At 61.2% G+C, this 25,972-nt stretch carries 22 protein-coding genes and 1 other RNA gene; 20 read left to right on the top strand and 3 right to left on the bottom strand.

Annotation, left to right across the window (positions count from 1 at the left end):
• Nucleotides 1–11: 11 nt before the first annotated feature.
• The gene (locus TU79_RS04085; RefSeq protein ID WP_057006842.1) at nucleotides 12–383 is read right to left on the bottom strand and encodes a YraN family protein; all 372 of its coding nucleotides are present in this window, start codon (nucleotides 381–383) and stop codon (nucleotides 12–14) included.
• The gene (locus TU79_RS04080) at nucleotides 383–2,194 is read right to left on the bottom strand and encodes a penicillin-binding protein activator (protein WP_057006841.1); all 1,812 of its coding nucleotides are present in this window, start codon (nucleotides 2,192–2,194) and stop codon (nucleotides 383–385) included. Before TU79_RS04080 ends, TU79_RS04085 begins: the two co-directional genes overlap by 1 nt.
• A 208-nt stretch (nucleotides 2,195–2,402) precedes the next feature.
• Here TU79_RS04080 and rsmI point away from each other — a divergent pair, with 208 nt between their 5' ends.
• The 20 genes from rsmI (at nucleotide 2,403) to TU79_RS03985 (ending at nucleotide 24,387) form a co-directional block, all read left to right on the top strand.
• Nucleotides 2,403–3,275: a 16S rRNA (cytidine(1402)-2'-O)-methyltransferase gene (gene rsmI / locus TU79_RS04075; RefSeq protein WP_057007059.1), complete on the top strand. Its 873-nt coding sequence runs from the start codon at nucleotides 2,403–2,405 to the stop codon at nucleotides 3,273–3,275.
• Nucleotides 3,276–3,371: 96 nt separating this feature from the next.
• Nucleotides 3,372–3,725: RNase P RNA component class A (gene rnpB, locus TU79_RS05455), an RNA gene on the top strand.
• A gap of 358 nt (nucleotides 3,726–4,083) precedes the next feature.
• Nucleotides 4,084–4,539, top strand: a complete 456-nt coding sequence (gene mraZ / locus TU79_RS04070; RefSeq protein WP_004371993.1) for a division/cell wall cluster transcriptional repressor MraZ — start codon at nucleotides 4,084–4,086, stop codon at nucleotides 4,537–4,539.
• Entirely contained in the window at nucleotides 4,536–5,483 is a 948-nt protein-coding gene (gene rsmH / locus TU79_RS04065; RefSeq protein WP_057006840.1) for a 16S rRNA (cytosine(1402)-N(4))-methyltransferase RsmH, read from the top strand. Before mraZ ends, rsmH begins: the two co-directional genes overlap by 4 nt.
• Nucleotides 5,480–5,773, top strand: coding sequence for a cell division protein FtsL (ftsL, locus tag TU79_RS04060; protein ID WP_004371991.1), 294 nt, complete (start codon nucleotides 5,480–5,482; stop codon nucleotides 5,771–5,773). The genes rsmH and ftsL overlap by 4 nt, the downstream gene beginning before the upstream one ends.
• Complete coding sequence (locus tag TU79_RS04055; RefSeq protein ID WP_169793782.1) at nucleotides 5,773–7,515, top strand: peptidoglycan D,D-transpeptidase FtsI family protein; 1,743 nt, start codon at nucleotides 5,773–5,775, stop codon at nucleotides 7,513–7,515. Before ftsL ends, TU79_RS04055 begins: the two co-directional genes overlap by 1 nt.
• A complete protein-coding gene (locus tag TU79_RS04050; RefSeq protein WP_057006838.1) occupies nucleotides 7,515–8,978 on the top strand; it encodes a UDP-N-acetylmuramoyl-L-alanyl-D-glutamate--2,6-diaminopimelate ligase in 1,464 nt (487 codons plus the stop codon). The genes TU79_RS04055 and TU79_RS04050 overlap by 1 nt, the downstream gene beginning before the upstream one ends.
• Nucleotides 8,971–10,341 (top strand): UDP-N-acetylmuramoyl-tripeptide--D-alanyl-D-alanine ligase, encoded by a 1,371-nt coding sequence (locus tag TU79_RS04045; RefSeq protein ID WP_057006837.1) that lies wholly within the window; start codon nucleotides 8,971–8,973, stop codon nucleotides 10,339–10,341. The genes TU79_RS04050 and TU79_RS04045 overlap by 8 nt, the downstream gene beginning before the upstream one ends.
• On the top strand, nucleotides 10,341–11,423 hold the full coding sequence (gene mraY / locus TU79_RS04040) for a phospho-N-acetylmuramoyl-pentapeptide-transferase (protein ID WP_057006836.1): 1,083 nt from the start codon (nucleotides 10,341–10,343) through the stop codon (nucleotides 11,421–11,423). Before TU79_RS04045 ends, mraY begins: the two co-directional genes overlap by 1 nt.
• Nucleotides 11,424–11,429: 6 nt before the next feature.
• Complete coding sequence (murD, locus tag TU79_RS04035; protein WP_057006835.1) at nucleotides 11,430–12,776, top strand: UDP-N-acetylmuramoyl-L-alanine--D-glutamate ligase; 1,347 nt, start codon at nucleotides 11,430–11,432, stop codon at nucleotides 12,774–12,776.
• Nucleotides 12,773–13,996 carry a putative lipid II flippase FtsW gene (gene ftsW / locus TU79_RS04030; RefSeq protein ID WP_004371985.1) on the top strand — a complete coding sequence of 408 codons (1,224 nt, stop codon included), beginning with the start codon at nucleotides 12,773–12,775 and terminating at the stop codon, nucleotides 13,994–13,996. The genes murD and ftsW overlap by 4 nt, the downstream gene beginning before the upstream one ends.
• Nucleotides 13,986–15,056, top strand: a complete 1,071-nt coding sequence (gene murG, locus TU79_RS04025; protein WP_057006834.1) for an undecaprenyldiphospho-muramoylpentapeptide beta-N-acetylglucosaminyltransferase — start codon at nucleotides 13,986–13,988, stop codon at nucleotides 15,054–15,056. Before ftsW ends, murG begins: the two co-directional genes overlap by 11 nt.
• Nucleotides 15,049–16,494, top strand: a complete 1,446-nt coding sequence (gene murC, locus TU79_RS04020) for a UDP-N-acetylmuramate--L-alanine ligase (protein WP_057006833.1) — start codon at nucleotides 15,049–15,051, stop codon at nucleotides 16,492–16,494. Before murG ends, murC begins: the two co-directional genes overlap by 8 nt.
• On the top strand, nucleotides 16,491–17,447 hold the full coding sequence (locus TU79_RS04015) for a D-alanine--D-alanine ligase (protein WP_057006832.1): 957 nt from the start codon (nucleotides 16,491–16,493) through the stop codon (nucleotides 17,445–17,447). The genes murC and TU79_RS04015 overlap by 4 nt, the downstream gene beginning before the upstream one ends.
• 3 nt (nucleotides 17,448–17,450) lie before the next feature.
• Nucleotides 17,451–18,320 (top strand): cell division protein FtsQ/DivIB, encoded by an 870-nt coding sequence (locus TU79_RS04010; RefSeq protein ID WP_057006831.1) that lies wholly within the window; start codon nucleotides 17,451–17,453, stop codon nucleotides 18,318–18,320.
• Between the two features lie 15 nt (nucleotides 18,321–18,335).
• Entirely contained in the window at nucleotides 18,336–19,598 is a 1,263-nt protein-coding gene (gene ftsA / locus TU79_RS04005) for a cell division protein FtsA (protein ID WP_057006830.1), read from the top strand.
• A gap of 67 nt (nucleotides 19,599–19,665) precedes the next feature.
• Complete coding sequence (ftsZ, locus tag TU79_RS04000) at nucleotides 19,666–20,862, top strand: cell division protein FtsZ (protein ID WP_057006829.1); 1,197 nt, start codon at nucleotides 19,666–19,668, stop codon at nucleotides 20,860–20,862.
• A 112-nt stretch (nucleotides 20,863–20,974) separates the two neighbouring features.
• Entirely contained in the window at nucleotides 20,975–21,886 is a 912-nt protein-coding gene (gene lpxC, locus TU79_RS03995) for a UDP-3-O-acyl-N-acetylglucosamine deacetylase (protein WP_003171886.1), read from the top strand.
• Between the two features lie 262 nt (nucleotides 21,887–22,148).
• On the top strand, nucleotides 22,149–23,165 hold the full coding sequence (locus tag TU79_RS03990; protein WP_231986894.1) for a hypothetical protein: 1,017 nt from the start codon (nucleotides 22,149–22,151) through the stop codon (nucleotides 23,163–23,165).
• 214 nt (nucleotides 23,166–23,379) lie between these two features.
• Nucleotides 23,380–24,387, top strand: coding sequence for a hypothetical protein (locus TU79_RS03985; RefSeq protein ID WP_231986895.1), 1,008 nt, complete (start codon nucleotides 23,380–23,382; stop codon nucleotides 24,385–24,387).
• Between the two features lie 43 nt (nucleotides 24,388–24,430).
• On the opposite strand, the gene TU79_RS03980 is transcribed toward TU79_RS03985, so the two are convergent.
• The gene (locus tag TU79_RS03980; protein ID WP_057006828.1) at nucleotides 24,431–25,927 is read right to left on the bottom strand and encodes a sensor domain-containing diguanylate cyclase; all 1,497 of its coding nucleotides are present in this window, start codon (nucleotides 25,925–25,927) and stop codon (nucleotides 24,431–24,433) included.
• Between the last annotated feature and the right edge of the window lie 45 nt (nucleotides 25,928–25,972).

Here is a 25,972-nt window from a genome sequence, read left to right as displayed (position 1 = left end):
TGCCCGGCGAATCAGCTGTCGAAGGCACTTTTGATCCAGTTCAGATCAGCCTTGCCAGACGGTGTGCTTTCTATGGCAACCACGTCGAAACGGCAGGGGGCGTCGGACCAGCGATGCTCCTTGAGCAGGAAAAACTGCGCGGCGAGTATCAGCTTTTGACGTTTGCGCCCGTCAATACTGGCGAGCGCGCCGCCCCATTGTGCGTGTTTTCTGTAGCGGACTTCGACGAATACTACTGTATCGCCGTCAAGCATGACCAGATCAAGCTCGCCGCGTTTGCACAACCAGTTCTGCGCCAGCAGGCGCAGACCCTGTTGCTGCAGGTATTTCAGCGCGTGCAGTTCGGCATCCTTGCCGCTTTGTGCGCTGGACCGCTCGGGCATCAGCGTGGGGTATCGGGCAGGCGCTGGACCTCGCCACCGACGAACTTCGCCCATGGCAACTGGCGGTCAACGCGTTGGTTGGTGCTGATGCCCAGGCTGCCTGACAGGCCGTCAATGCGGCTGTCCGGCAGTGCCTTGAGCTGGCCCAGGCGCGGTGCCAGGCGGTAGGCATCGACGCCCATCGCATATAGACGGCCGAGGCTGCCATTGGCTTGCGGCCATTGTGAAGCCACCTGATTGCGCAGCGGGTCAGTGGTGTTCAACAGCCATGGCGTTTCGCAGAACATCACGTTGGTCATGTCCAGGTACTGGTTTTTGTCACCGCTGGCGCTGAACACGTGGGACGTGGCATACACCGGCACGTCGCCAGCGTACTGGAAGTTCAGGGTCGGCTTGATCTGTTGGGCCAGTTGCGGTGGCACGGCCAGGAAAATGAACTCGATGTCCTGGCGGCGCGAAGGCTGGGCTGCGACGTCAGTGCCTACGGTGTTCTGCAGGCTCTTGGCGCGGCCTTCGCTTTTACGCAACTGGAACAGGTCGGCGATCTGCTGGGCGAGGGCGACCGGCTGATCAACGTACTCGACGCCGAGCACGGTGCCGCCATTGGCTTCCCAATCCTGACGGAAGGCCTTGTAGACACGCTCGCCCCATTCACCACGGGGCACCATTGCAGCGGCGCGGTGCAGGCCGTCGGCACGGGCGCGGCGCGACACTTCGCGGGCTTCATCTTCAGCAGCGAGACCAAACTGGAACAGCTGCGCCGGGTTTTGCTCGGCCTCGCTGTAGTTCAGCGCCAGGGTGGTGATTGGCAATTGAGGGCGCGCGCTGAGCTGTTTGACCAGCGGCTTCTCCAGCGGACCGACCACCAGTTGCACGCCGGCGGCCTGAGCCTTGGCATAGAAGTCATCCAGGGAAGTCAGGCGCGAGCTGTCGTAGAACTCGATCACCGGCGCTTTTTGTCCGGCCTGTTCAGCCTGATAGTGCGCAGCCATGAAGCCTTCACGCAGCGCTTTGCCAACAGCGGCCAGTGGGCCATCCTGGGGCAGCAGCACGGCGATTTTGTTCAGCGGTTGGCTGGCCAGTTCCTTGAGTTTGGTCAGTGGCGTCGGCAGCTGCACGGCCGCGGGGTGCCCCGGGTTCTGCGCGCGCCAGGTGTCGATTGCCGCCTGTTGTTGCTCCAGGGTGCCGGCGCCCTTGACCGCCTTGGCCAGGCTGATCCAGCCGTCCAGCGTCGGGTTGCCGCTGGCTTGCAGTTGCTCGGCCGGCAGCGCGGCAATCAGCGCCCAGATCGCGTCGTGGTTGCTGCTGGCGGCATCGCCTGTGAGCAAGGGGGCCATTGCCACACGCTCGCGCGCAGCAGCCAGGATCTGCCCGTCGGCTTCATAGGCGCGTGCATGCACGGTGCCGGTTCGCACCTGTTGCTCCGCAGGCAGTTGCTTCAGATTTTGCAGGCTTGGATGGTTCAGGGCGGCCAACGCAGCTTTGGGCTGGTTGCGCGCCATCGCCAGTTCGGCCGCCAGGGTGCTGGCGAAGACTTGCGGGGCCGGCTTGAGAGCATCCAGGGGAACCTGCGCAAGGATCTGCGCCGAGCGGCCCGGGTTGTTCTGTCTGTAGGCCAGGTCGGCCGCGCTTAAACGCAGCAGCGCAGCCTGTTCGGGCGTTTTGGCGGTGGTAGCCTGTTCGAGCAATTGCTCGATACTGGCGTCCGGGGTCCGTGGAAGGTCGCCAAGGCTGGACGAGGGCGAGCTGGCGCACGCGGCCAATAAGGCGGCGAGGCAGAGGGCGGAGAGCAGCCGCAGGCAAGCGATCATGTAAGTGTTCCTGATACCGATCAAATTAGCGTGGAAGTGTACCCAAGCACTGGCTCAGGCGCGATGTTAGTGGCGTTAAAGCGTTGAATAAGACCGTGCAAGCACTTTCCATGACCTCCGGCGACCAGGCAGGCGCAGGGGGTGATGGCACATTCTCAAGGCATCTACGCGCTACAATGCGAATTTGCCAATCATCGAGGTGTGCGTTTTGACTGCTCCAGGCCCTTTGAATTCCACTGCAGGCTCGCTTTTTGTCGTGGCGACGCCTATTGGCAACCTGGACGACATCAGTTCCCGGGCGCTGAAAATCCTGCGTGAGGTCAAATTGATCGCCGCCGAAGACACGCGGCACTCGCAGCGGTTGATGCAGCACTTTGGTATCAGCACGCCGTTAGCCGCATGCCACGAGCATAACGAACGGGAAGAGGGCAGTCGTTTTATCACCCGACTGTTGGCGGGTGATGATGTCGCGCTGATCTCCGACGCGGGCACGCCGCTGATTTCCGATCCGGGTTATCACCTTGTTCGTCAGGCGCGTGCCGCGGGTATCACTGTAGTGCCTGTTCCCGGAGCGTGCGCGTTGATTGCTGCATTATCTGCAGCGGGCCTGCCATCGGACCGTTTTATCTTCGAGGGCTTCCTGCCGGCCAAGACGGTGGGGCGTCACGCGCGTCTTCAGGCGGTAAAGGAAGAGCCGCGCACCCTCATCTTCTATGAGGCGCCGCATCGCATCCTTGAATGCCTGCAGGACATGGAGCTGGTATTCGGCGGTGATCGCCCGGCGCTGCTGGCCCGGGAGCTGACCAAGACGTTCGAAACCCTCAAGGGCTTGCCGCTCCAGGAACTGCGCGCATTCGTTGAGGGCGACAGCAATCAGCAGCGCGGTGAATGTGTGGTGCTGGTTGCGGGATGGACCGCGCCGGAAAGTGAAGACGCCGTTGGCAGCGAGGCCATGCGCATCCTTGATCTGCTGCTCAAGGAGATGCCGCTCAAGCGGGCGGCGGCCCTGGCAGCGGACATTACCGGGCTGCGCAAGAACGTGCTGTATCAGGTAGCGCTCGATAAACAGAAAGCCGAATAGTTCCGGGGGGTAGCCGGCATTTCGTCTGAACGTGATGGCATTGCTGCACTTTTAATACTTGTCCTGAGGCCGCCGGGCCGTTAACCTTCTCGGCGGAGAGTCGATTGGACAGTCGCTGCCCTCTATGAAAATTAGGGGGGGGAGGAAAGTCCGGGCTCCATAGGGCGAAGTGCCAGGTAATGCCTGGGAGGCGTGAGCCTACGGAAAGTGCCACAGAAAATAACCGCCTAAGCACTTCGGTGCCGGTAAGGGTGAAAAGGTGCGGTAAGAGCGCACCGCACGTCTGGCAACAGTTCGTGGCTAGGTAAACCCCACTTGGAGCAAGACCAAATAGGGTCCCAAGGCGTGGCCCGCGCTGGGACCGGGTAGGTTGCTAAAGATGTCCAGTGATGGCCATCGTAGACGAATGACTGTTCAAGACAGAACCCGGCTTACAGATCGACTCTCCACCTTTTCTTTTCTTCTGTTCGCTTCACGGACAGAAAACCGGTAGTAACGCAAGAATCCCTCCCCTGCCAAATCATTGGCAGATGCGTCTTCGTAATACCAAAAAAATCTTACTCTTGATAAATCACTTTAACTTTTCCCTGTAGCTCTTTGAGCCAGTTGCGCTTGATCAGCCCAAAACACCGTCGAAGTCTGATTTCTCCTCCTTTAACGCTCGTAAATCTCCGTTCTGTAAGGCTTTTCCGTGTATTCGCGCCTTGACGGTGTGGTGGGCGCATTCCTATAGTGTGCGCAAGTGGCGGAAAGTGGCACAAAGTGGGTTTTTTGAACGTAAAACGCTAAAATTTGGAGAAACGCATCTGTGTTTCGCGGAGCTAACGCAATCAGTCTCGATGCAAAAGGCCGTCTCGCTATGCCGAGCCGGTATCGTGACGAGCTGATTTCGCGAAGTTCCGGGCAATTAATCATCACGATTGACGCTGTTGACCCTTGTTTATGTGTTTACCCGCTCGATGAGTGGGAGTTGATCGAAACCAAGCTGCGTGCCCTGCCTTCATTGCGTGAAGAAAACCGCCGTCTGCAACGTTTGCTGATTGGTAATGCCGTCGACCTCGAGCTCGATGGCAGTGGTCGTTTCCTGGTGCCCCCGCGTTTGCGCGAATACGCCAGGCTCGACAAGCGCGCAATGCTGGTTGGCCAACTGAACAAGTTCCAATTGTGGGACGAAGATGCCTGGGATGCTGTTTCCGCAGCTGACCTGGCGGCTATTCAACAACCGGGTGCCATGCCCGACGAACTGCGTGATCTGATCCTGTGACTATCGATAGCGGCTTTAACCACATCACCGTACTGCTCGACGAAGCCGTTGAGGCTCTCGCCGTACGCGCCGATGGCTGCTATCTGGACGGCACGTTCGGCAGGGGCGGGCATAGCCGCCTGATACTCAGTCAGCTCGGGCCCGACGGCAAACTCCTCGGGTTCGACAAAGACCCTCAAGCGATTGCCACCGGGCAAGCGCTAGCGGCCGAAGACGGCCGCTTTGTCGTTGTGCAGCGCAGCTTTGCCGAGCTGGGTGCCGAAGTGGCCGAGCGCGGCATGGCGGGCAAGGTGGCCGGGGTTCTACTCGATCTGGGCGTGTCCTCGCCGCAGCTTGACGACCCGGAGCGCGGCTTCAGCTTCATGAACGACGGTCCGCTCGACATGCGCATGGACCCTACCCGTGGCGTCAGCGCTGCGCAGTTCATCGCCACTGCCCCGGTGGAAGAAATCGCCCGCGTATTCAAGGAATACGGTGAAGAGCGCTTCGCCGGCCGCATGGCGCGTGCCGTGGTCGAGCGCCGGGAGGTCCAGCCGTTCGAGCGCACCGCAGACCTCGCCGAAGTGCTGAAAGTGGCCAATCCCGCCTGGGAAAAGGGCAAGAACCCGGCGACCCGTGCGTTCCAGGGCCTGCGTATTCACGTCAACAACGAACTGGGCGATCTGGAAGCCGGCCTCGAAGCTGCTCTGGAAGCGCTGGAAGTGGGCGGTCGCCTGGTGGTGATCAGCTTCCACTCGCTGGAAGACCGCATCGTCAAGCTGTTCATGCGTCGCCTGGTCAAGGGCGAGTCCGACAACCTGCCGCGCAACCTGCCGGTACGTTTCGAAGCCTTTGTGCCGAAAATCAAAGTCCATGGCAAAGCGCAGTTCGCCTCCGAAGCTGAACTCAAGGCCAACCCACGTTCCCGTAGCGCCGTCATGCGCGTCGCGGAGAAGTTGCGGTGAGCAAGCTTTTCGCCAAACCCCTGCCGGGCGGCAGCTTCTTTATGTTGCTGCTGTTTGTCGGCGTGCTGGTGTCCGCGATTGCGGTGTCCTACAGCGCTCACTACAACCGCCAATTGCTCAATACCCTGTACGGGGAGCTGAGCGTGCGTGACAAGGCGCAAGCCGAATGGGGCCGTTTGATCCTGGAGCAAAGCACCTGGACGGCCCACAGCCGTATCGAAGTGCTGGCCACCGAACAACTGAAAATGCACATCCCTGGCGCGGCTGACGTTCGCATGGTGGCGCCATGATGAAGCTTGAGGGCGCCCTCTACCCATGGCGTTTCCGCCTGATGCTCGGCCTGCTGGCTTTGATGGTGGGCGCTATCGCCTGGCGAATCATCGACCTGCAGGTGGTCGACCGTGACTTCCTGATCGGCCAGGGTGATGCGCGCAGCCTGCGACATATTCCGATTCCGGCGCACCGCGGCCTGATCACCGACCGTAACGGCGAGCCGCTGGCCGTGAGTACGCCGGTGACCACCCTGTGGGCCAATGCCAAGGAATTGCAGGTAGCCAAGGACAAGTGGCCGCAACTGGCCGCCGCCCTGGGCCAGGACCCGAAAGCGTTGGCCGAGCGGTTAGAAGCCCAGGCCAACAAGGAATTCATCTACCTGGTGCGCGGCCTCACGCCCGAGCAGGGCCAGCAGGTACTCGATCTTAAAGTCCCCGGTGTCTACGGCATCGAGGAATTTCGTCGTTTCTACCCGGCCGGTGAAACCACCGCGCACATGGTCGGCTTTACCGACATCGACGACCACGGCCGCGAAGGCGTCGAGCTGGCCTACGATGAGTGGCTGGCGGGCGTGCCCGGCAAGCGCCAGGTTATCAAGGACCGTCGCGGCCGTCTGATCAAGGACGTCCAAGTCACCAAGAACGCCAAGGCCGGCAAGCCTCTGGCGTTGTCGATTGATCTGCGCCTGCAATACCTGGCCAACCGCGAGCTGCGCAACGCGATCATCGAGAACGGCGCCAAGGCCGGCAGCCTGGTGATCATGGACGTGAAGACCGGCGAGATCCTCGCCATGGTCAACCAGCCCACCTACAACCCCAACAACCGTCGCAACCTGCAACCGGCGATGATGCGCAACCGCGCCATGATCGACGTGTTCGAGCCGGGTTCGACCATGAAAGCCATCTCCATGAGTGCCGCCCTGGAAACCGGACGCTGGAAGCCCAGCGACAAGGTCGAGGTGTACCCGGGCACTTTGCAGTTGGGCAAGTACACCATTCGTGACGTATCTCGCACCGAAGGCCCGGTGCTGGACCTGACCGGTATCCTGATCAACTCCAGTAACGTCGGCATGAGCAAGGTCGCCTTCGATATCGGCGGCGAAACCATCTATCACCTGGCGCAGAAGATCGGCCTGGGCCAGCCCACTGGCCTCGATTTCCCCGGTGAGCGCGTCGGCAACCTGCCGAACTACCGCGACTGGAAAAAAGCCGAGACCGCCACGCTGTCCTACGGCTATGGCCTGTCGGTGACCGCGATCCAATTGGCTCACGCTTTCTCTGTATTGGCCAATAATGGCCGTATGGTTCCCTTGAGCCTGATCCACGTTGATGAGGCGCCGAAAGCCACTCAGGTGATTCCGGAGAAAGTGGCCAAGACCATGCAGGGCATGCTGCAACAGGTGATCGAGGCGCCGCGCGGTGTATTCCGCGCCCAGGTGCCGGCGTATCACGTGGCCGGCAAGTCCGGTACCGCGCGTAAAACGTCGGTGGGCACCAAGGGCTATGCCGAGAACTCCTACCGCTCGCTGTTCGCCGGCTTCGGTCCGATGAGCGACCCTCGCTACGCCATCGTCGTCGTGATCGACGAGCCGAGCAAGGCCGGCTACTTCGGTGGTCTGGTGTCTGCGCCGGTGTTCAGCAAAGTGATGTCCGGCACCCTGCGCCTGATGAATATCACCCCGGACAACCTGCCGCCGACCCAACAGGCGAACGCCGGACCACCGGCCGCTGTGGTAAAAGCCAACGGAGGGCGTGGTTGATGTCCCTTAGCCTGAACAAGATTTTTGCCCACGCCGGTCGCGATCTGCTGATTCGCGAGCTGACCCTGGACAGCCGTAATGTACGTGCCGGTGACCTGTTTCTGGCCGTGCCGGGTGGCAAGTTCGACGGCCGTGAACACATCGCCGATGCCTTGCAGCGCGGTGCGGCAGCCGTGGCCTATGAAGTGGAAGGCGCCACTGTGTTGCCGATCACCGACGTGCCGCTGATTCCGGTCAAGGGCCTGGCCCGGCAGTTGTCGGATATCGCCGGGCGGTTTTACGGTGAGCCAAGTCGCCACCTCAATCTGGTGGGCGTCACCGGCACCAACGGCAAGACCAGCGTGACCCAACTGGTCGCCCAGGCCCTTGACCTGCTGGGTCAGCATTGCGGCATCGTCGGCACCCTGGGCACCGGCTTTTATGGCGCGCTGCAAAGCGGTCTGCACACCACGCCGAACCCGATTGCCGTGCAGGCGACCCTGGCCGACCTGAAAAAGGCCGGGGCCAGGGCCGTCGCCATGGAAGTGTCGTCCCACGGCCTCGATCAGGGTCGCGTCACCGCGCTGGCCTTCGATGTGGCCGTGATGACCAACCTGTCCCGCGACCATCTTGACTACCACGGCACCATGGAAGCGTACGGCGCCGCCAAGGCCAGGCTGTTTGCCTGGAACGACCTCAAGTGCCGGGTGATCAACCTGGACGATGACTTCGGCCGGCAACTGGCTGCACAGCACAGTGAAGCGCGCCTGATCACCTACAGCCTGGACGATTCCAGCGCGTACCTGTATTGCCGTCAGGCCCGGTTCAACGACGAAGGTGTGCGTGCCACCCTGGTGACGCCACAAGGCGAGCACCACCTGCGCAGCACCTTGCTCGGCCGTTTCAACCTGAGCAACGTGCTCGCCGCTGTCGGCGCCTTGCTCGGCCTGGATTACGCCCTCGACGAAATTCTCAAGGTGCTGCCAATGCTCGAATGCCCGGCTGGACGCATGCAGCGCCTGGGCGGCGGCACGCAGCCGCTGGTGGTGGTTGATTACGCTCACACCCCCGACGCGCTGGAAAAAGTCCTCTTGGCGCTGCGTCCGCACGCCAAGGGCAAGCTGCTTTGCCTGTTCGGCTGTGGCGGTGATCGTGATCGCGGCAAGCGCCCGCTGATGGCCGGCATTGTCGAACGCCTGGCCGATGGTGTGCTGGTGACCGATGACAACCCGCGCAGCGAAGACCCGGCGCGAATTTTCGATGACATTCGCCAAGGCTTTAAAGACACCGCGAACGTGACGTTCGTCGCCGGTCGTGGCGCCGCCATTGCCCAACTGATCGCCAGCGCCAGCGCGGACGACGTGGTGGTACTGGCGGGCAAAGGTCACGAGGACTATCAGGAAATCAACGGCGAACGCCATGCCTTCTCCGACCTGGTCGAGGCTGAGCGTGCCCTGACTGCCTGGGAGGCCGCCCATGCTTAAAGCCATGACGTTCCACGAGCTCGCCCAGGCTCTGTCGGCCCGTGTGCTGTCCGGTGATTGCCGTTTCGACGGGGTCAGTATCGACAGCCGCAACATCACGCCCGGGCAAGTGTTTGTGGCACTGACCGGCCCGCGTTTCGACGGCCACGACTATCTGAACGATGTGGCCGCCAAGGGCGCCGTTGGCGCTCTGGTCGAGCGCGAAGTGACTGACGCTGCCTTGCCGCAACTGCTGGTCGCCGACACCCGCCTGGCCCTTGGCCAGTTGGGCGCGCTGAACCGTGCCGCCTTCGATAAACCCGTGGCGGCCATCACCGGCTCCAGCGGCAAGACCACGGTCAAGGAACTGCTCGCCGGCGTGCTGCGTACGCGCGGCCCGGTGCTCGCCACCCGTGGCAACCTGAACAATGATTTTGGCGCACCGCTGACCCTGCTCGAACTGGCCCCGGAACACACCGCCGCCGTGATCGAGCTGGGCGCCTCGCGCGTCGGCGAAATCGCCTACACCGTGGCGCTGACCAAGCCCCACGTTGCCGTGATCAACAACGCCGGCACTGCCCACGTGGGCGAATTCGGCGGCCCGGAAAAAATCGTCGAGGCCAAGGGTGAAATCCTTGAAGGCCTGGACGCGTCGGGTACGGCCGTGTTGAACCTCGATGACAAGGCGTTCGAGACCTGGCGTATCCGCGCTGCCGGTCGCAAGGTGCTGACGTTTGCGGTGCTGAATGCCGCAGCGGATTTTCATGCCTCCGGCATCGCCGTCGATGCGCGTGGGTGCCCGTCCTTCACCTTGCACACGCCGCAAGGCAGCGCGCATGTGCAACTGAACCTGTTGGGCAACCATAACGTCGCCAATGCCCTGGCTGCCGCCGCCGCCGCCCATGCCTTGGGCGTCCCCCTGGCCGGAATCGCCAGCGGCCTGGGGGCGGTGCAGCCGGTCAAGGGCCGCACGGTCGCGCAACTGGCGGGCAACGGCATGCGCGTGATCGATGACACCTACAACGCCAACCCGTCTTCCATCAACGCTGCGGTCGACCTGCTCAACGGCTTTGCCGGGCGCAAGGTGCTGGTGCTCGGGGATATCGGCGAGCTGGGCGACTGGGCCGAGCAAGGCCATCGCGAAGTCGGCGCGTATGCCGCCGGCAAGGTCGACGCGCTCTACGCCGTCGGCCCGAACATGGCCCACGCGGTCACGGCCTTTGGCGCCGGCGCGCAGCATTTCGCGACCCAGGGCGAGCTGATTGAAGCGCTGAAGGCGGCTGAACAAGACCCACAGACAACCCTTTTGATCAAGGGATCGCGCAGCGCGGTGATGGAAAACGTCGTCGCAGCCTTGTGCGGTTCCAGTACGGAGAAACATTAATGCTGCTGCTGCTGGCTGAGTATCTGCAACAGTTTCACAAAGGCTTCGCGGTCTTTCAGTACCTGACCCTGCGCGGGATTCTCGGTGTGCTGACCGCGTTGTGCTTGTCGCTGTTTCTGGGGCCGTGGATGATCCGCACCCTGCAGAACCTGCAAATTGGTCAATCGGTGCGCAATGACGGGCCGCAGTCGCACCTGTCCAAATCCGGCACTCCCACCATGGGCGGCGCGTTGATCCTGTCGTCCATCGGCATCAGCACCGTGCTCTGGGCTGACCTGCACAACCGCTACGTGTGGGTGGTGTTGCTGGTGACCCTGTTGTTCGGCGCCATCGGCTGGGTCGATGACTACCGCAAAGTGATCGAGAAAAATTCCAAGGGCCTGCCGAGCCGCTGGAAGTACTTCTGGCAGTCGGTGTTCGGCCTGGCCGCGGCGATCTTCCTGTACACCACCGCGCCAAGCGCCGTGGAAACCACCCTGATCATCCCGATGTTCAAGGACGCCAGCATCCCGTTGGGCATCGGCTTCGTGGTGCTGACCTACTTCGTGATCGTCGGCTCCAGTAACGCGGTCAACCTGACTGACGGCCTCGATGGCCTGGCGATCATGCCGACGGTGATGGTGGGCGGCGCGCTTGGCATCTTCTGCTACCTGTCGGGTAACGTGAAATTCGCTGAATACCTGCTGATTCCCTACGTGCCGGGCGCGGGTGAGCTGATCGTGTTCTGCGGCGCGCTCATCGGCGCGGGCCTGGGGTTCCTCTGGTTCAACACCTACCCGGCGCAGGTCTTCATGGGCGACGTCGGCGCACTGGCGCTGGGCGCCGCGCTGGGCACCATCGCCGTGATCGTGCGCCAGGAAATCGTGCTGTTCATCATGGGCGGTGTGTTCGTGATGGAAACCCTGTCGGTGGTCATCCAGGTGGCGTCCTTCAAGTTGACCGGGCGCCGCGTGTTTCGCATGGCGCCGATTCACCACCACTTTGAACTCAAGGGCTGGCCTGAGCCGCGCGTGATCGTCCGTTTCTGGATTATCACCGTGATTCTGGTCCTGGTCGGCCTTGCCACCCTGAAACTGAGGTAGAAACGAGTGTCCCTGATCGCTTCAGACCACTTCCGCATCATTGTCGGCCTCGGCAAGAGCGGCATGTCCCTGGTTCGCTTCCTGGCGAACCGGGGCACGTCGTTTGCCGTGGCCGACACGCGGGAAAATCCACCGGAGCTGGTCACGCTGCGCCGTGACTACCCGCATGTGGAAGTGCGTTGTGGCGAACTGGACGTCGAGTTTCTGTGCCGCGCCGATGAGCTCTACGTGAGCCCCGGCCTGGCCCTGGCGACCCCCGCCCTGCAAGCGGCAGCGGCGCGTGGTGTGAAGCTGTCCGGCGATATCGACCTGTTTGCGCGTAACGTCAAAGCGCCAATCGTGGCGATCAGCGGTTCCAACGCAAAAAGCACCGTGACCACCCTGGTGGGCGAAATGGCGGCTGCGGCCGGCAAGCGCGTGGCCGTGGGCGGCAACCTTGGCGTGCCGGCGCTGGATTTGCTCAGCGACGATGTCGAGCTGTACGTGATGGAGCTGTCGAGCTTCCAGCTGGAAACCACCCACGACCTGGGCGCCGAAGTCGCCACCGTGTTGAACGTGAGTGAAGACCACATGGACCGCTACAGCGGCCTGCCGGCCTATCACCTGGCCAAGCACCGGATCTTCCGCGGTGCGCGGCAAGTGGTGGTCAACCGCCAGGATGCCCTGAGCCGTCCGTTGATGGGCGAGGGCCTGCCGTGCTGGACCTTCGGCCTGGGCAAACCCGACTTCAAGGGCTTCGGCATTCGTGAAGAGAACGGCGAGAAATACCTGGCCTTCGAATTCCAGAACCTGATGCCGGTGCGCGAGCTGAAAATCCGTGGCGCCCATAACCAGTCCAACGCCCTCGCAGCCCTGGCACTCGGGCACGCCGTGGGCCTGCCGTTTGACGCCATGCTGTCGAGCCTGCGCACCTTCGGCGGTCTCGAGCATCGCTGCCAATGGGTGCGTGACCTTGACGGCGTCAGTTATTACAACGATTCCAAGGCCACCAACGTGGGTGCTGCATTGGCGGCCATCGAAGGCCTGGGCGCCGACATCGACGGCAAGCTGGTGCTGATCGCCGGTGGCGACGGCAAGGGCGCCGACTTCAGGGACCTCAAGGCGCCGGTCGCCGCCCATTGCCGCGCCGTGGTGCTGATGGGCCGGGATTCGGGCCTGATCGCCGCCGCCCTCGGCAACGATGTGCCACACGTACGTGCCGCCTCTCTGGACGACGCGATTGCCCGGTGCAAGGCGCTGGCCCAGCCGGGCGATGCGGTGCTGCTGTCGCCGGCGTGCGCCAGTTTCGACATGTTCAAGAATTATGAAGAGCGCGGCCAGTTGTTCGCCCGCGCCGTGGAGGCTTTGGCATGAGCCTCAACCTGAGAAACATCATCAAGCCGTATCCGTCGCCGATCATCACCGGGCGCGGCATCGACCTCGATTTCCCGATGCTCGCCGGCTGCCTCGCGCTGCTGGGCCTGGGCCTGGTGATGATCACCTCGGCGTCGTCCGAAGTGGCCGCCGTGCAGTCGGGCAACACGCTGTACATGATGATCCGTCACCTGGTGTACCTGGTGATCGGCCTCGGCGCGTGCATCGTCACCATGATGATCCCCATCGCCACCTGGCAACGCCTGGGCTGGCTGATGCTGATCGGCGCGTTTGGCCTGCTGATCATGGTGATCCTGCCCGGCATTGGCCGCGAGGTGAACGGTTCGATGCGCTGGATCGGTTTCGGCGCGTTCAACGTGCAGCCGTCGGAAATCGCCAAGGTGTTCGTGGTGATTTACCTCGCCGGCTACCTGGTGCGTCGCCAGAAAGAAGTGCGCGAGAGCTGGATGGGCTTCTTCAAGCCGTTCATCGTGCTGCTGCCGATGGCCGGCCTGTTGTTGATGGAACCCGACTTCGGCGCCACCGTGGTGATGATGGGCGCGGCGGCGGCGATGCTGTTCCTTGGCGGCGTCGGCCTGTTCCGCTTCACCTTGATGGTGGTGCTGGCGGTGGCTGCGGTCACCGTGCTGGTGCAGGCGCAACCTTACCGGATGGCCCGTCTGATTACCTTCACCGATCCCTGGTCCGATCAGTTCGGTTCCGGCTACCAGTTGACCCAGGCGCTGATTGCCTTCGGTCGCGGCGAGTGGCTGGGCGTGGGCCTGGGCAACAGTGTGCAGAAACAATTCTACCTGCCGGAAGCCCACACCGACTTCGTGTTCTCGGTGCTCGCCGAAGAGCTCGGCGTGGTTGGCTCGCTGTGCACCGTCGCGCTGTTCGTGTTCGTGTGTGTACGCGGCATGTACATCGGCTTGTGGGCCGAGAAGGCCAAACAGTATTTCGCCGCTTATGTGGCGTACGGCTTGTCGTTCCTGTGGATCGGCCAGTTTCTGATCAACATCGGCGTGAACGTCGGCCTGCTGCCGACCAAGGGCCTGACCTTGCCGTTCCTCAGCTATGGCGGCAGTTCGCTGGTGATTTGCTGCGCGTGCCTGGGCCTGTTGCTGCGCATCGAGTGGGAGAGTCGGACGCACCTGGGCAGCGAAGAGATGGAGTTCAGCGAAAGCGACTTCGCCGAGGAGCCGACCCATGGGCGCTAATGTGCTGATCATGGCGGGCGGCACCGGGGGCCATGTGTTCCCGGCCCTGGCGTGTGCGCGTGAATTCCAGAACCGTGGCTACAGCGTGCACTGGCTGGGCACACCGCGTGGCATCGAAAACGAACTGGTGCCCAATGCCGGCTTGCCGCTGCACCTGATCAACGTCACCGGCCTGCGCGGCAAGGGCAAATTGTCCCTGCTCAAGGCGCCGTTTGTGTTGCTCAAGGCGGTGTGGCAGGCGCGCAGAGTTATCCGTGAATTGCAGCCGGTGTGTGTGCTTGGCTTTGGCGGTTATGTGACCGGCCCCGGTGGCGTGGCGGCAAAACTCGCCGGCGTGCCGGTGATCGTGCACGAACAGAATGCCGTCGCCGGCACCGCCAACCGCCTGCTGGTGCCGCTGGCGGCGCGTGTGTGCGAGGCCTTCCCGAAGACCTTTGGTGCCTCGGACAAATTACGCACCACCGGCAACCCGGTGCGCACCGAACTGTTCATGGGCATTGCCCGTCAGTCACTCGCAGGGCGCAAGCCGCACCTGTTGATCCTGGGCGGCAGCCTGGGTGCCGAACCGCTGAACACATTGCTGCCTGAAGCGCTGGCGAAACTGCCCGTGGACCTGCGTCCCGAGGTGTTTCATCAGGCCGGCAAACATCACGATGAAGTCACCGCCCAGCGTTATCGCGAAGCGGGTGTGGAGGCTGATGTGCAGCCCTTCATCAAAGACATGGCCCATGCCTATGGCTGGGCCGACCTGGTGGTCTGCCGCGCTGGTGCGCTGACCGTCAGTGAACTGGCCGCCGCCGGTCTGCCGTCGTTGCTGGTGCCTTTGCCCCATGCCATCGACGATCACCAGACCCGCAACGCCGAATATTTGGCCGGGGAGGGCGCTGCCTTCCTGCTGCCGCAAAGAACGACTGGCGCCGCCGATTTGGCCGCATGCCTGACCGAGGTTTTGATGCAACCGGAACGACTCAACCGCATGGCGAGCACCGCAAGCCGCCTGGCCAAACCTGACGCAACCCGCACCGTGGTCGATATCTGCCTGGAGGTGGCCCATGGTTGAGAATCAGAAAGCCATGCCACAACCCGAAATGCGCCGCATCCGGCGCATCCACTTCGTCGGCATCGGCGGTGTGGGCATGTGCGGTATTGCCGAAGTGTTGCTGAACCTGGGCTATCAGGTGTCCGGCTCGGACTTGAAAGAGTCGCCGGTGACTGACCGCCTGAAAACCTTCGGCGCGCAGATCTTTATCGGCCACCGTGCCGAGAATGCCGCCGAGGCTGACGTGTTGGTGGTGTCCAGCGCCGTGAACACGTCCAACCCGGAAGTGGCCACTGCCCTTGAACGCCGCATCCCGGTGGTGCCGCGTGCCGAGATGCTCGCCGAGCTGATGCGCTACCGTCACGGCATCGCCGTGGCCGGCACCCATGGCAAGACCACCACCACCAGCCTGATCGCCTCGGTGTTCGCCGCCGGTGGCCTGGACCCGACCTTCGTTATTGGTGGCCGCCTGAATGCAGCCGGCACCAATGCCCAGCTCGGCACCAGCCGCTACCTGATCGCCGAAGCCGATGAAAGCGATGCGAGCTTCCTGCACCTGCAGCCGATGGTCGCCGTGGTCACCAATATCGACGAAGACCACATGGCCACCTACGACGGTGACTTCAACAAGTTGAAGAAAACCTTCGTCGAGTTCCTGCACAACCTGCCGTTCTACGGGCTGGCGGTGCTGTGCCTGGATGATCCGGTGGTGCGTGAAATCCTGCCGCAGGTGAAACGTCCGACCGTGACCTATGGCTTCAGCGAAGATGCCGACGTGCGTGCGATCAACGTGCGCCAGGAAGGCATGCAGACCTACTTCACCGTGCTGCGTCCCGACCGCGAGCCGCTGGATGTGTCGGTCAACATGCCCGGCAACCACAACGTGCTCAACTCCCTGGCAACCATCTGCATCGCCACCGATGAAGGCGTCAGTGATGAAGCCATCGTCGAAGGCCTGTCGCGCTTTGCCGGCGTAGGCCGCCGCTTCCAGGTCTACGGCCAACTGCCGGTGGAAGGCGGCGACGTGATGCTGGTGGATGACTACGGTCATCACCCCACCGAAGTGGCCGCCGTGATCAAGGCCGTGCGCGGTGGCTGGCCGGAGCGCCGCCTGGTGATGGTCTACCAGCCGCATCGCTACAGCCGCACCCGCGATCTGTATGACGATTTCGTCAATGTATTGGCCGATGCCAACGTGTTGCTGTTGATGGAGGTCTACCCGGCCGGTGAAGAGCCGATTCCGGGTGCCGACAGCCGCAAACTGTGCAACAGCATCCGCCAGCGTGGGCAGTTGGACCCGATCTACATCGAGCGTGGCGTGGACCTGGCGCCGATCGTCAAGCCGCTGCTGCGTGCCGGCGACATTCTGCTGTGCCAAGGTGCCGGTGACATCGGTGGCCTTGCCCCGAAATTGCTGGCAAGCCCGCTGTTTGCGTCCGCAAAGGGGAAGTCGAAATGATCACCGACTACGCCTCTCTGTTCTCCACCCTCGCGCCTGCCGACTTCGGCCGCGTGGCCGTGCTGTACGGCGGCAAGAGCGCCGAGCGCGAAGTGTCGCTCAAGTCTGGCAACGCCGTGCTTGACGCGCTGCAAAGCGCCGGTGTGAACGCGTTCGGTATCGACGTGGGCGATGATTTCCTCGCGCGTCTGCAGGCCGAGAAAATCGACCGTGCCTTCATCATCCTGCACGGCCGTGGCGGTGAAGACGGCAGTATGCAAGGCCTGCTTGAGTGCGCCGGCATCCCATACACCGGCAGCGGGATCCTCGCCTCCGCGCTGGCCATGGACAAGCTGCGCACCAAGCAGGTATGGCACAGTCTGGGCATTCCGACGCCGCGTCACAGTGTGCTGCGCAGCGAAGACGATTGTATTTGTGCAGCCAAGGAACTGGGCCTGCCTTTGATCGTCAAACCAGCCCATGAAGGCTCCAGTATCGGCATGGCCAAAGTGAACTCGGCCGCCGAATTGATCGACGCATGGAAAGCGGCCAGTACCTACGATTCGCAAGTGATGGTTGAACAGTGGATCCAGGGTCCCGAGTACACCATCGCCACCCTGCGTGGCCAGGTATTGCCGCCCATCGCATTGGGCACGCCCCACACCTTTTACGACTACGACGCCAAGTACGTGGCTTCCGATACCCAGTACCGGGTCCCGTGCGGCCTTGACGCAGACAAAGAACAGCAATTGATGGACCTCACGGCCAAAGCCTGTGAGGCGCTGGGTATCGCCGGTTGGGCGCGGGCAGACGTGATGCAGGACGACCAGGGCAACTTCTGGTTCCTGGAAGTCAACACGGCGCCGGGCATGACCGACCACAGCCTGGTCCCCATGGCGGCCCGCGCCGCCGGCCTGGATTTTCAGCAATTGGTGCTGGCGATTCTTGCCGAAAGTATTGAGCCAAGAGGCTAAGACATGAAAGGCGCATCGCTTCGTCATCAGCCCTCCCAGGTACCGAGCCGCAAGCCGGTGCCACGGGGTGCCAGCCGTATGGTGGCTAAAGAGCCGATGTCGGCGCGCCTGCCGAAAGCCAATTTTGGTTTCCTCAAGGCGCTGTTCTGGCCGGTGCTGCTGGTGGTGCTGGGCTTTGGCACCTATGAAGGTGCGCAACGGCTGCTGCCGTATGCCGACCGGCCGATCACCAAAATCAGCGTGCAGGGCGACTTGAGCTACATCAGTCAGCAGGCAGTACAGCAGCGCATCGGCCCGTACCTGGCGGCGAGCTTCTTTACCATCGACCTGGCCGGGATGCGCTCGGAGCTGGAGCAGATGCCGTGGATCGCCCACGCCGAGGTGCGCCGCGTCTGGCCGGACCAGGTGACGATCCGCCTGGAAGAACAACTGCCGGTGGCGCGTTGGGGCAACGAGGCGCTGCTGAACAACCAGGGCCAGGCGTTCACCCCGCGTGAGCTGGCCAACTATGAGCACCTGCCGCAGCTGTTCGGGCCGCAGCGGGCGCAGCAGCAAGTGATGCAGCAGTATCAGGCCTTGAGCCAGATGCTGCGGCCGCTGGGCTTCTCCATTGCACGCCTGGAACTGCGTGAGCGGGGCAGCTGGTTTTTGACCACCGGGGCAGGCAGTTCCGGCCCGGGTATCGAGTTGTTGCTGGGACGCGACCGCTTGGTGGAGAAGATGCGCCGTTTCATTGCCATCTACGACAAGACCTTGAAAGAACAGATTACGAACATTGCGAGCGTCGACCTGCGTTACGCCAACGGCCTGGCCGTCGGCTGGCGTGAACCGGCTGCGCCGACGACAGACAAACCCGCTGTCGCGAAGAATTAAGAAGAGGCAGGACCCATGGCAAACGTGCAAAGCGGCAAAATGATCGTCGGTCTCGATATCGGCACCTCCAAGGTGGTGGCGCTGGTCGGTGAGGTCGGTGAAGACGGCGTGATCGAGATCGTCGGTATTGGCACGCATCCGTCCCGGGGCCTGAAGAAGGGCGTGGTGGTGAACATCGAGTCCACCGTGCAGTCGATCCAGCGCGCCATCGAAGAAGCGCAGTTGATGGCCGGTTGCCGAATTCACTCGGCGTTCGTCGGCGTGGCCGGCAACCATATCCGCAGCTTGAACTCCCACGGCATCGTGGCAATCCGCGACCGTGAAGTCAGCGCCGCCGACCTTGAGCGCGTACTCGACGCCGCCCAGGCCGTGGCGATTCCGGCTGATCAGCGTGTGCTGCACACCCTGCCGCAGGACTACGTGATCGATAACCAGGAAGGCGTGCGTGAGCCCCTGGGCATGTCCGGCGTGCGTCTGGAAGCCAAGGTTCACGTGGTGACCTGCGCCGTCAACGCCGCACAGAACATTGAAAAATGCGTGCGCCGTTGCGGTCTGGAAATCGACGACATCATTCTGGAGCAACTGGCTTCGGCGTATTCGGTGCTCACCGACGACGAGAAAGAACTGGGCGTATGCCTGGTCGATATCGGCGGCGGCACCACCGACATTGCGATCTTCACCGAGGGTGCGATCCGTCACACCGCCGTGATCCCGATTGCCGGCGATCAGGTCACCAACGACATCGCCATGGCGCTGCGCACACCGACCCAGTACGCCGAAGAAATCAAGATTCGCTACGCCTGTGCCCTGGCCAAGCTGGCCGGTGCCGGCGAAACCATCAAGGTGCCGAGCGTGGGCGATCGTCCACCGCGCGAACTGTCGCGCCAGGCCCTGGCCGAAGTGGTCGAGCCGCGCTACGACGAGTTGTTCACCCTGATCCAGGCTGAGCTGCGTCGCAGCGGCTACGAAGATCTGATCCCGGCCGGCATCGTGCTGACCGGTGGCACCTCGAAGATGGAAGGTGCGGTCGAACTGGCCGAGGAAATCTTCCACATGCCGGTGCGCCTGGGCGTGCCCCATGGCGTCAAAGGCCTCGGCGACGTCGTGCGCAACCCGATTTATTCCACCGGTGTGGGCTTGCTGTTGTACGGGCTGCAAAAGCAGACCGACGGCATCTCCATGTCGGGCCCGAGTATCCGCGACAGCTACCGCAGTGACGACGAAGCGAAAGCGCCGTTGTTCGAGCGGTTGCAGGCTTGGGTCAAAGGCAACTTCTAACGATTTACCGCAACACCGCAGCAAAGCAGTAGGCGAAAAAACTAGAGAAAATGAAAGGAGAGGGAACATGTTCGAACTCGTAGACAACATCCCCGCTAGCCCGGTTATCAAAGTAATCGGTGTCGGCGGTGGCGGCGGTAACGCTGTCAACCATATGGTCAAGAGCAACATTGAAGGCGTTGAATTCATCTGCGCCAACACTGATGCCCAGGCGCTGAAAAGCATCGGCGCGCGGACCATCCTGCAATTGGGCACAGCTGTGACCAAGGGCCTCGGCGCTGGCGCCAATCCGGAAGTCGGCCGTCAGGCCGCGCTGGAAGACCGCGAGCGTATTGCCGAAGTGCTGCAAGGCACCAACATGGTGTTCATCACCACCGGCATGGGCGGCGGTACCGGTACTGGTGCTGCGCCGATCATTGCCGAAGTGGCCAAGGAAATGGGCATTCTGACCGTTGCCGTGGTAACGCGTCCGTTCCCGTTCGAAGGCCGCAAGCGCATGCAGATCGCCGACGAAGGTATCCGTCTGCTGTCTGAAAGCGTCGACTCGTTGATCACCATCCCCAACGAGAAGCTGCTGACCATCCTGGGCAAGGACGCAAGCCTGCTGTCCGCGTTCGCCAAGGCTGACGATGTACTGGCCGGTGCCGTGCGCGGTATCTCCGACATCATCAAGCGTCCAGGCATGATCAACGTCGACTTTGCCGACGTACGTACCGTGATGAGCGAAATGGGCATGGCGATGATGGGCACTGGCTGCGCCAGCGGTCCGAACCGTGCGCGTGAAGCCACCGAAGCGGCCATCCGCAACCCGCTGCTCGAAGACGTGAACCTGCAAGGTGCTCGCGGCATTCTGGTGAACATCACTGCCGGCCCTGACCTGTCCCTGGGTGAGTACTCCGACGTGGGCAGCATCATCGAAGCCTTCGCGTCCGAGCACGCCATGGTCAAGGTCGGTACCGTTATCGATCCGGACATGCGCGACGAGCTGCACGTAACCGTGGTTGCCACCGGCCTGGGTGCGAAAATCGAGAAGCCTGTAAAGGTCATCGACAACACCCTGCACAGCAGCCAGGCGAGCCAGTCGGCTGCCGCTCCAGCGCCTGCGCGCCAGGAACTGCCGTCGGTAAATTACCGTGATCTGGACCGTCCGACCGTGATGCGCAACCAGGCTCAGGCCGGTGCTGCTGCGTCCCGTAGCCCGAATCCGCAAGATGACCTGGATTACCTGGACATCCCGGCATTCCTGCGTCGTCAGGCCGATTAATGGAATGTATCAGGGCTATGAAGGTGATTGGTGTTCAGCAAAGGTCTGGTCTGCTATTATCGCCAGCCTTTGTTGATACCAGTTCGCAATTTGCGCTGAAGCGGTCCAAGCCATGATTAAACAACGCACTCTGAAGAATATTATTCGTGCCACAGGTGTAGGTCTGCACTCCGGGGAAAAGGTCTACCTGACCCTCAAGCCTGCACCTGTCGACACCGGCATCGTGTTTGTGCGTGCCGACCTGGACCCTGTCGTGCAGATACCTGCGCGCGCGGAAAACGTTGGCGAAACAACCATGTCGACCACGTTGGTCAACGGTGACGTCAAGGTGGACACGGTGGAGCACTTGCTCTCGGCCATGGCCGGTCTGGGCATCGATAACGCCTACGTCGAGCTCTCCGCGTCCGAAGTCCCGATCATGGATGGCAGCGCTGGACCCTTCGTATTCCTGATTCAATCTGCCGGCCTGGAAGAACAGGACGCAGCCAAGAAGTTCATTCGCATTCTGCGGGAAGTGACAGTAGAAGACGGCGACAAGCGCGCCACCTTCGTCCCGTTCGAAGGCTTTAAAGTGAGCTTTGAGATCGATTTCGATCACCCGGTCTTCCGTGACCGCACCCAAAGTGCAAGCGTGGATTTTTCCAGCACTTCGTTTGTAAAAGAAGTCAGCCGCGCCCGTACCTTTGGTTTCATGAGTGACATCGAGTACCTGCGCAAGCATAACCTCGCACTCGGCGGCAGCGTTGAAAACGCCATTGTGGTCGACGCGGATGGTGTACTGAACGAAGACGGCCTTCGCTATGAAGACGAATTCGTAAAGCACAAGATCCTCGATGCAATCGGTGACCTCTACCTGCTGGGCAATAGCCTGATAGGCGAGTTCAAAGGCTTCAAGTCGGGCCACGCCCTTAATAACCAGCTGCTGCGCAAGTTGATTGAGCAGACAGACGCCTGGGAAGTCGTGACCTTCGAAGATGCCAGCACCGCACCGATCTCTTACATGCGTCCCGTTGCGGCGGTGTAAGTAACAACTCTCTTTCTTTAGTTTTTAAAGGCTGCCTTCGGGTGGCCTTTTTTTTTGTTCAAAAACTCACTGCGGTTGACATTTATTGAAACCTGCAAATTTTTTTTGTGGGAACTGATACTTTGGCTTGTGCCACAAGTTAAACGTAAGCCCGTCGAATCATTCAATATGCAAGTAGGGATGAAGTTTGAGCGGAGTATGAATATTGGATGAGGTCGACGTGAAAAAAATAATGATTAGTCACTCCTAAAGAGCATTTGCCATGAATGGTTTATATCCGACTCAAACTTACCATCCCGCTAATATTCAGGCACAAAACGAAGCAAGCATAAACAAGCAGCAACAAGGCCCCAATTCCAACCAGGCGCCGCGTGCGTGGACGTCCGCCTATACTGTGGACGCGTTCGGTGGTCAGGCTTCGTTTCAACCAATCCCCACGCTGACGATTCGTCCGAAAACTGATTTTATCTTAAGGGCGACAGTCAACCTGATTCCTGGTCTTGTCAGCGCGGGCATCAGCAAGACGATACGATTCGATCCGTTGATCAAGGTCGGTCCGACAGACACTGGCGGCGTCACAGTGGGTTTTACCCCACGGTTGGAAGTTGAATTAGGCGCAGCAGTCCGCGCAGGCCTGACGGATATCTTTAAAACCGGAGTGGGCGTGAGTGGTGGGCTGGGTGGTTCACAGAAGTTTACCTTTGGCGCTCCAGAATTCAGGGCCACTCTCGAACCCACTGGCGTATTCAAAGCCAATGCTGATTTAAATCCCACGCTTGGCAGTGAGCAATCGTTAAACCTGAATGGCAGCGTGGGCTTTGGCGCGGGCGTCGCCAGTGTTGGCGTGAATCAAAATTTTTCCAATAGTCTTGGCCAGCAAATAAGAGTGGGTGGGCCAGGTGTTCAGTTTGAGTTGAGCGCCACCGGACAACCGAAAATATCCAGTAACTTCGATAGAACGGTATCTATCTCGAACAGTTACACCTTTTCTCCCAAGACCAGCGTGAGTGCGCAAATTCATCCCGGCCAGTTGGATGTCAGCGCGCGCCTGGGAGCGGGATCGTCATTCACCGTTGAGCACACCGTCATCTTCAATACCGATCCTGCAAAGGAGGCGCCTCCGAGGCATGTGTTCTCGGCGAGGTCAGGGGTCAGTGTTGATGGTTCCTTCGGTTTCAAGGTGAGTCTGTTTCCCAGCGGATCGCCTTTGAATATATCGGCGGAAGTTGGTTTCAATCCAGGCGCGTCACTGGCGGGTGGTGGACGCTACACGATGTAAGGGCTGAACATATAAATGTCGGGGGGAAATATCCCCTGACATTTGTTGAAACTACCTACGGTGTGCTTGTAGGAACTGATACCTAGCTGTGTCCCACAAAGTCTGCGTGAAGCCGTTGAATTTACGACATTCGCAGATGTGAGCGACACTCGAGTGGTTATTCGTCAATTCATGAAGAGGCTGCACAAAACCAATTGAAGCGAGTGTATTAGCGATGAGCCAAATTCTCCCAAACCCCCTGCATCATCTGCCCAGCCAGCTGCCGCCAACAAATAGTGGTGAGGTGAATAAACAACCACCTGCGCAGGCCTTCACTGCTCCCTATACCTCCAAGGTGTTCGAAGGCACCGCCAAGTTTCAACCGATTCCCACCTTCACTTTCTCTCCCAGTACATTTGCCAAGATCGCGGCCAGCGGCAAACTTGGAGACTTGGGTGCAGGTGCTAGCGCGACTGCGCGGTTTCTACCCGAAATTGTTCTGCGCCCAAACGACGCCGGCGGTCTCAATGTCAGCGTCACGCCCAAGATGCGCCTTGAACTGGATGCCTTTTTAAAGGCAGGCATTTCCAATATCGCGGGGACGGGGCTTGGTATCACTGGCGGCGTCGGCGTCTCCAAATGGTTGACGTTCAATGCTCCGCAGTTCAGCGCCAATCTCAATCCAGACCTGTCCTTTACTGCAAGCGCCAATTTCAATCCCACACTGACGACCACTCAGCGCTTCACGGGGAATGTCGGGGCAGGGGGGAATGTTTCAGTCCCACCATTCGGGGCTGGCGCTGGGGTGAATCAGGCTGTTACGCATCAGACGCAGCAAGAGTTCAAACTGGGTGGCCCGGGCGTCGAGTTGTTCTTCATGGTACCTACTGGAGAGGCGAAGGTAACGCCGAATTTTGATAATACGGTGTCCATCTCCAACAGTTACAGCTTCCTGCCGCGAAGCTCTCTGAACTTCAATGGCAACGCCGGTCCTTTTAACTTCAATGCGGGTGCCGGTGTCTTGCCAGGGGTCACGGTCAAGTACAAAGTGACATTGAGCACTGACTTTGCAAAAGAGACGCCTCCAAAAACCGAAGTGTCCGTATCACCCGGCGTTCGGTTGGACGCCAATTTCACTGTCGATGCTTCGCTGTTGCCCAAGGAGTGGCCGTTTCAGGTAGACGTCTCCGTCGGGGCCCAACCCTATGTCAGCGCCTCGACGGAGGCCAGCCTTACATATTAAACGCCGTACTCGGAGCGCGCCTGTTCTCGTGGGCAGGCGTTTTTCAGCCCAGGTCTGCGGCATCCACAATCCGGTTGCGGCCCGTGTGCTTGGCCTCATACAACGCCTGATCCGCACTGAGCAGCAACGCCTCCAGAGACGTTCGACTGCGCTTGTTCCAGGTACTCATGCCGATGCTCACGGTGATGGGGCGACCGTCCACCGTCACCTTCGGCAAATGCGCCACACCACTGCGGATATGCTCGGCAATCACCCAGGCGCCCTTGGCGTCGGTATGCGGCAGCACCACTGCAAACTCTTCCCCGCCATAGCGCGCCGCCAGGTCAGCGGGGCGGCGTATGTTGCTGCCGATCACCTGCGCCACGTTGCGCAGTGCCTCATCGCCGCCGTTATGGCCATGCCGGTCGTTGAAGGCCTTGAAGTGGTCCACATCGATCATCAGCAGCGTAAGCGACTCGGTGGAACGCTGGGCGCGGTCCCACTCCAGGCGCAGGCGCTCGTCAAGGATGCGACGGTTGGGCAGGCCGGTCAGCGCATCGGTGGCGGCCAGTTCCGACAGCACCCGCTCGGCGCGATGACGACGTCGCAGTTCGCGGCGCAGCATCCAGCTCAGCCACAGCACGCCAATGCACAATATGCCGGTGGCCCCGCCGGTCAGCAGCGCCGCGCGGTGCCATTGAGCGAAGACATCCTCGCTGGACAACGCCACCACCACGATCAGTGGCAGCGCGCCGACACTGGTGAAGGTGTACAGGCGCTCCTTGCCGCTGATGGCGGAAATCGCCTGGAAACTGCCCATGCCCTCCCGCAGTATTCGCTTGAAGTTGGGCCGGTCGCTCAGGTCCTTGTCGATCATGTCGCGCTCCAGCAGGGGCTGCTGGGCCAACAGGACGCCTTTGCTGCTCAACAGGTTGATGCTGCTGCCGTTGCCGATGGTCAGGCTGCTGAACAACTGGTCGAAATAGGCCAGGCGCATGGTTGCCACCGCGACGCCGGCGAACTCGCCGTTGGGCCCCGATACGCGCCGGCTGAATGCCATGCGCCAGACCTGGTCGCAGTTGCAGTGAATCCTGAAGGGGCGGCTGATGAACAATCCGGCCTGTGCATCCCTGACGTGCGCCTGGAAATAATCACGGTTGGCAAAATTACGCGACGTGGGTTTGAGGGTCGAGGAGTCTGCGATCACATTGCCCTGGGCGTCCAGCAACAGCACTTCGCCCTTGTAGGGCGCGGCGGTGGACAGATCAAACTGCACCTGATGGCGGATATCCGCAGCCACCCCGGACAAGTCTTCGCGTTGCCTGGCCTCGATCAACCCGGTGAGAGCCAGGTCGTACAGCTCGACGTTGCGCAGCACATCGGCATTGATCAACTGGGCAATGTTGGTGGTCGAGCGCGTGGCCGCCAGCAGTGTGCTGGCATGCTCACGGATCAACAGCGCCGTGACGATGATCACAATCAGCGCGACGGTAAGACCGCTGCCCAACATCAGCAACAGTTCCGGGTGGGCAGGCGGGGTGCGACCAGAGCGTTTATTCATCGGGCAGACTTCAGCAGCACAGATGCTGGCAGTTTAGTTCTACCC

This window comes from Pseudomonas trivialis (assembly GCF_001439805.1).
GTDB lineage: Bacteria > Pseudomonadota > Gammaproteobacteria > Pseudomonadales > Pseudomonadaceae > Aquipseudomonas > Aquipseudomonas trivialis.
This window is presented reverse-complemented; position numbering and strand designations above follow the sequence as displayed.

Bases quoted from the DNA above. Each gene is read 5' to 3' on its own strand.
- TU79_RS03980 (WP_057006828.1), bottom strand. From the start codon at position 25,927: ATGAATAAACGCTCTGGTCGCACCCCGCCTGCCCACCCGGAACTGTTG.
- mraY (WP_057006836.1), top strand. From the start codon at position 10,341: ATGCTGCTGCTGCTGGCTGAGTATCTGCAACAGTTTCACAAAGGCTTC.
- ftsW (WP_004371985.1), top strand. From the start codon at position 12,773: ATGAGCCTCAACCTGAGAAACATCATCAAGCCGTATCCGTCGCCGATC.
- ftsA (WP_057006830.1), top strand. From the start codon at position 18,336: ATGGCAAACGTGCAAAGCGGCAAAATGATCGTCGGTCTCGATATCGGC.
- TU79_RS04080 (WP_057006841.1), bottom strand. From the start codon at position 2,194: ATGATCGCTTGCCTGCGGCTGCTCTCCGCCCTCTGCCTCGCCGCCTTA.
- murG (WP_057006834.1), top strand. From the start codon at position 13,986: ATGGGCGCTAATGTGCTGATCATGGCGGGCGGCACCGGGGGCCATGTG.
- lpxC (WP_003171886.1), top strand. From the start codon at position 20,975: ATGATTAAACAACGCACTCTGAAGAATATTATTCGTGCCACAGGTGTA.
- TU79_RS04055 (WP_169793782.1), top strand. From the start codon at position 5,773: ATGAAGCTTGAGGGCGCCCTCTACCCATGGCGTTTCCGCCTGATGCTC.
- ftsZ (WP_057006829.1), top strand. From the start codon at position 19,666: ATGTTCGAACTCGTAGACAACATCCCCGCTAGCCCGGTTATCAAAGTA.
- TU79_RS04045 (WP_057006837.1), top strand. From the start codon at position 8,971: ATGCTTAAAGCCATGACGTTCCACGAGCTCGCCCAGGCTCTGTCGGCC.
- TU79_RS03985 (WP_231986895.1), top strand. From the start codon at position 23,380: ATGAGCCAAATTCTCCCAAACCCCCTGCATCATCTGCCCAGCCAGCTG.
- TU79_RS03990 (WP_231986894.1), top strand. From the start codon at position 22,149: ATGAATGGTTTATATCCGACTCAAACTTACCATCCCGCTAATATTCAG.
- TU79_RS04010 (WP_057006831.1), top strand. From the start codon at position 17,451: ATGAAAGGCGCATCGCTTCGTCATCAGCCCTCCCAGGTACCGAGCCGC.
- TU79_RS04050 (WP_057006838.1), top strand. From the start codon at position 7,515: ATGTCCCTTAGCCTGAACAAGATTTTTGCCCACGCCGGTCGCGATCTG.
- murC (WP_057006833.1), top strand. From the start codon at position 15,049: ATGGTTGAGAATCAGAAAGCCATGCCACAACCCGAAATGCGCCGCATC.
- TU79_RS04015 (WP_057006832.1), top strand. From the start codon at position 16,491: ATGATCACCGACTACGCCTCTCTGTTCTCCACCCTCGCGCCTGCCGAC.
- TU79_RS04085 (WP_057006842.1), bottom strand. From the start codon at position 383: ATGCCCGAGCGGTCCAGCGCACAAAGCGGCAAGGATGCCGAACTGCAC.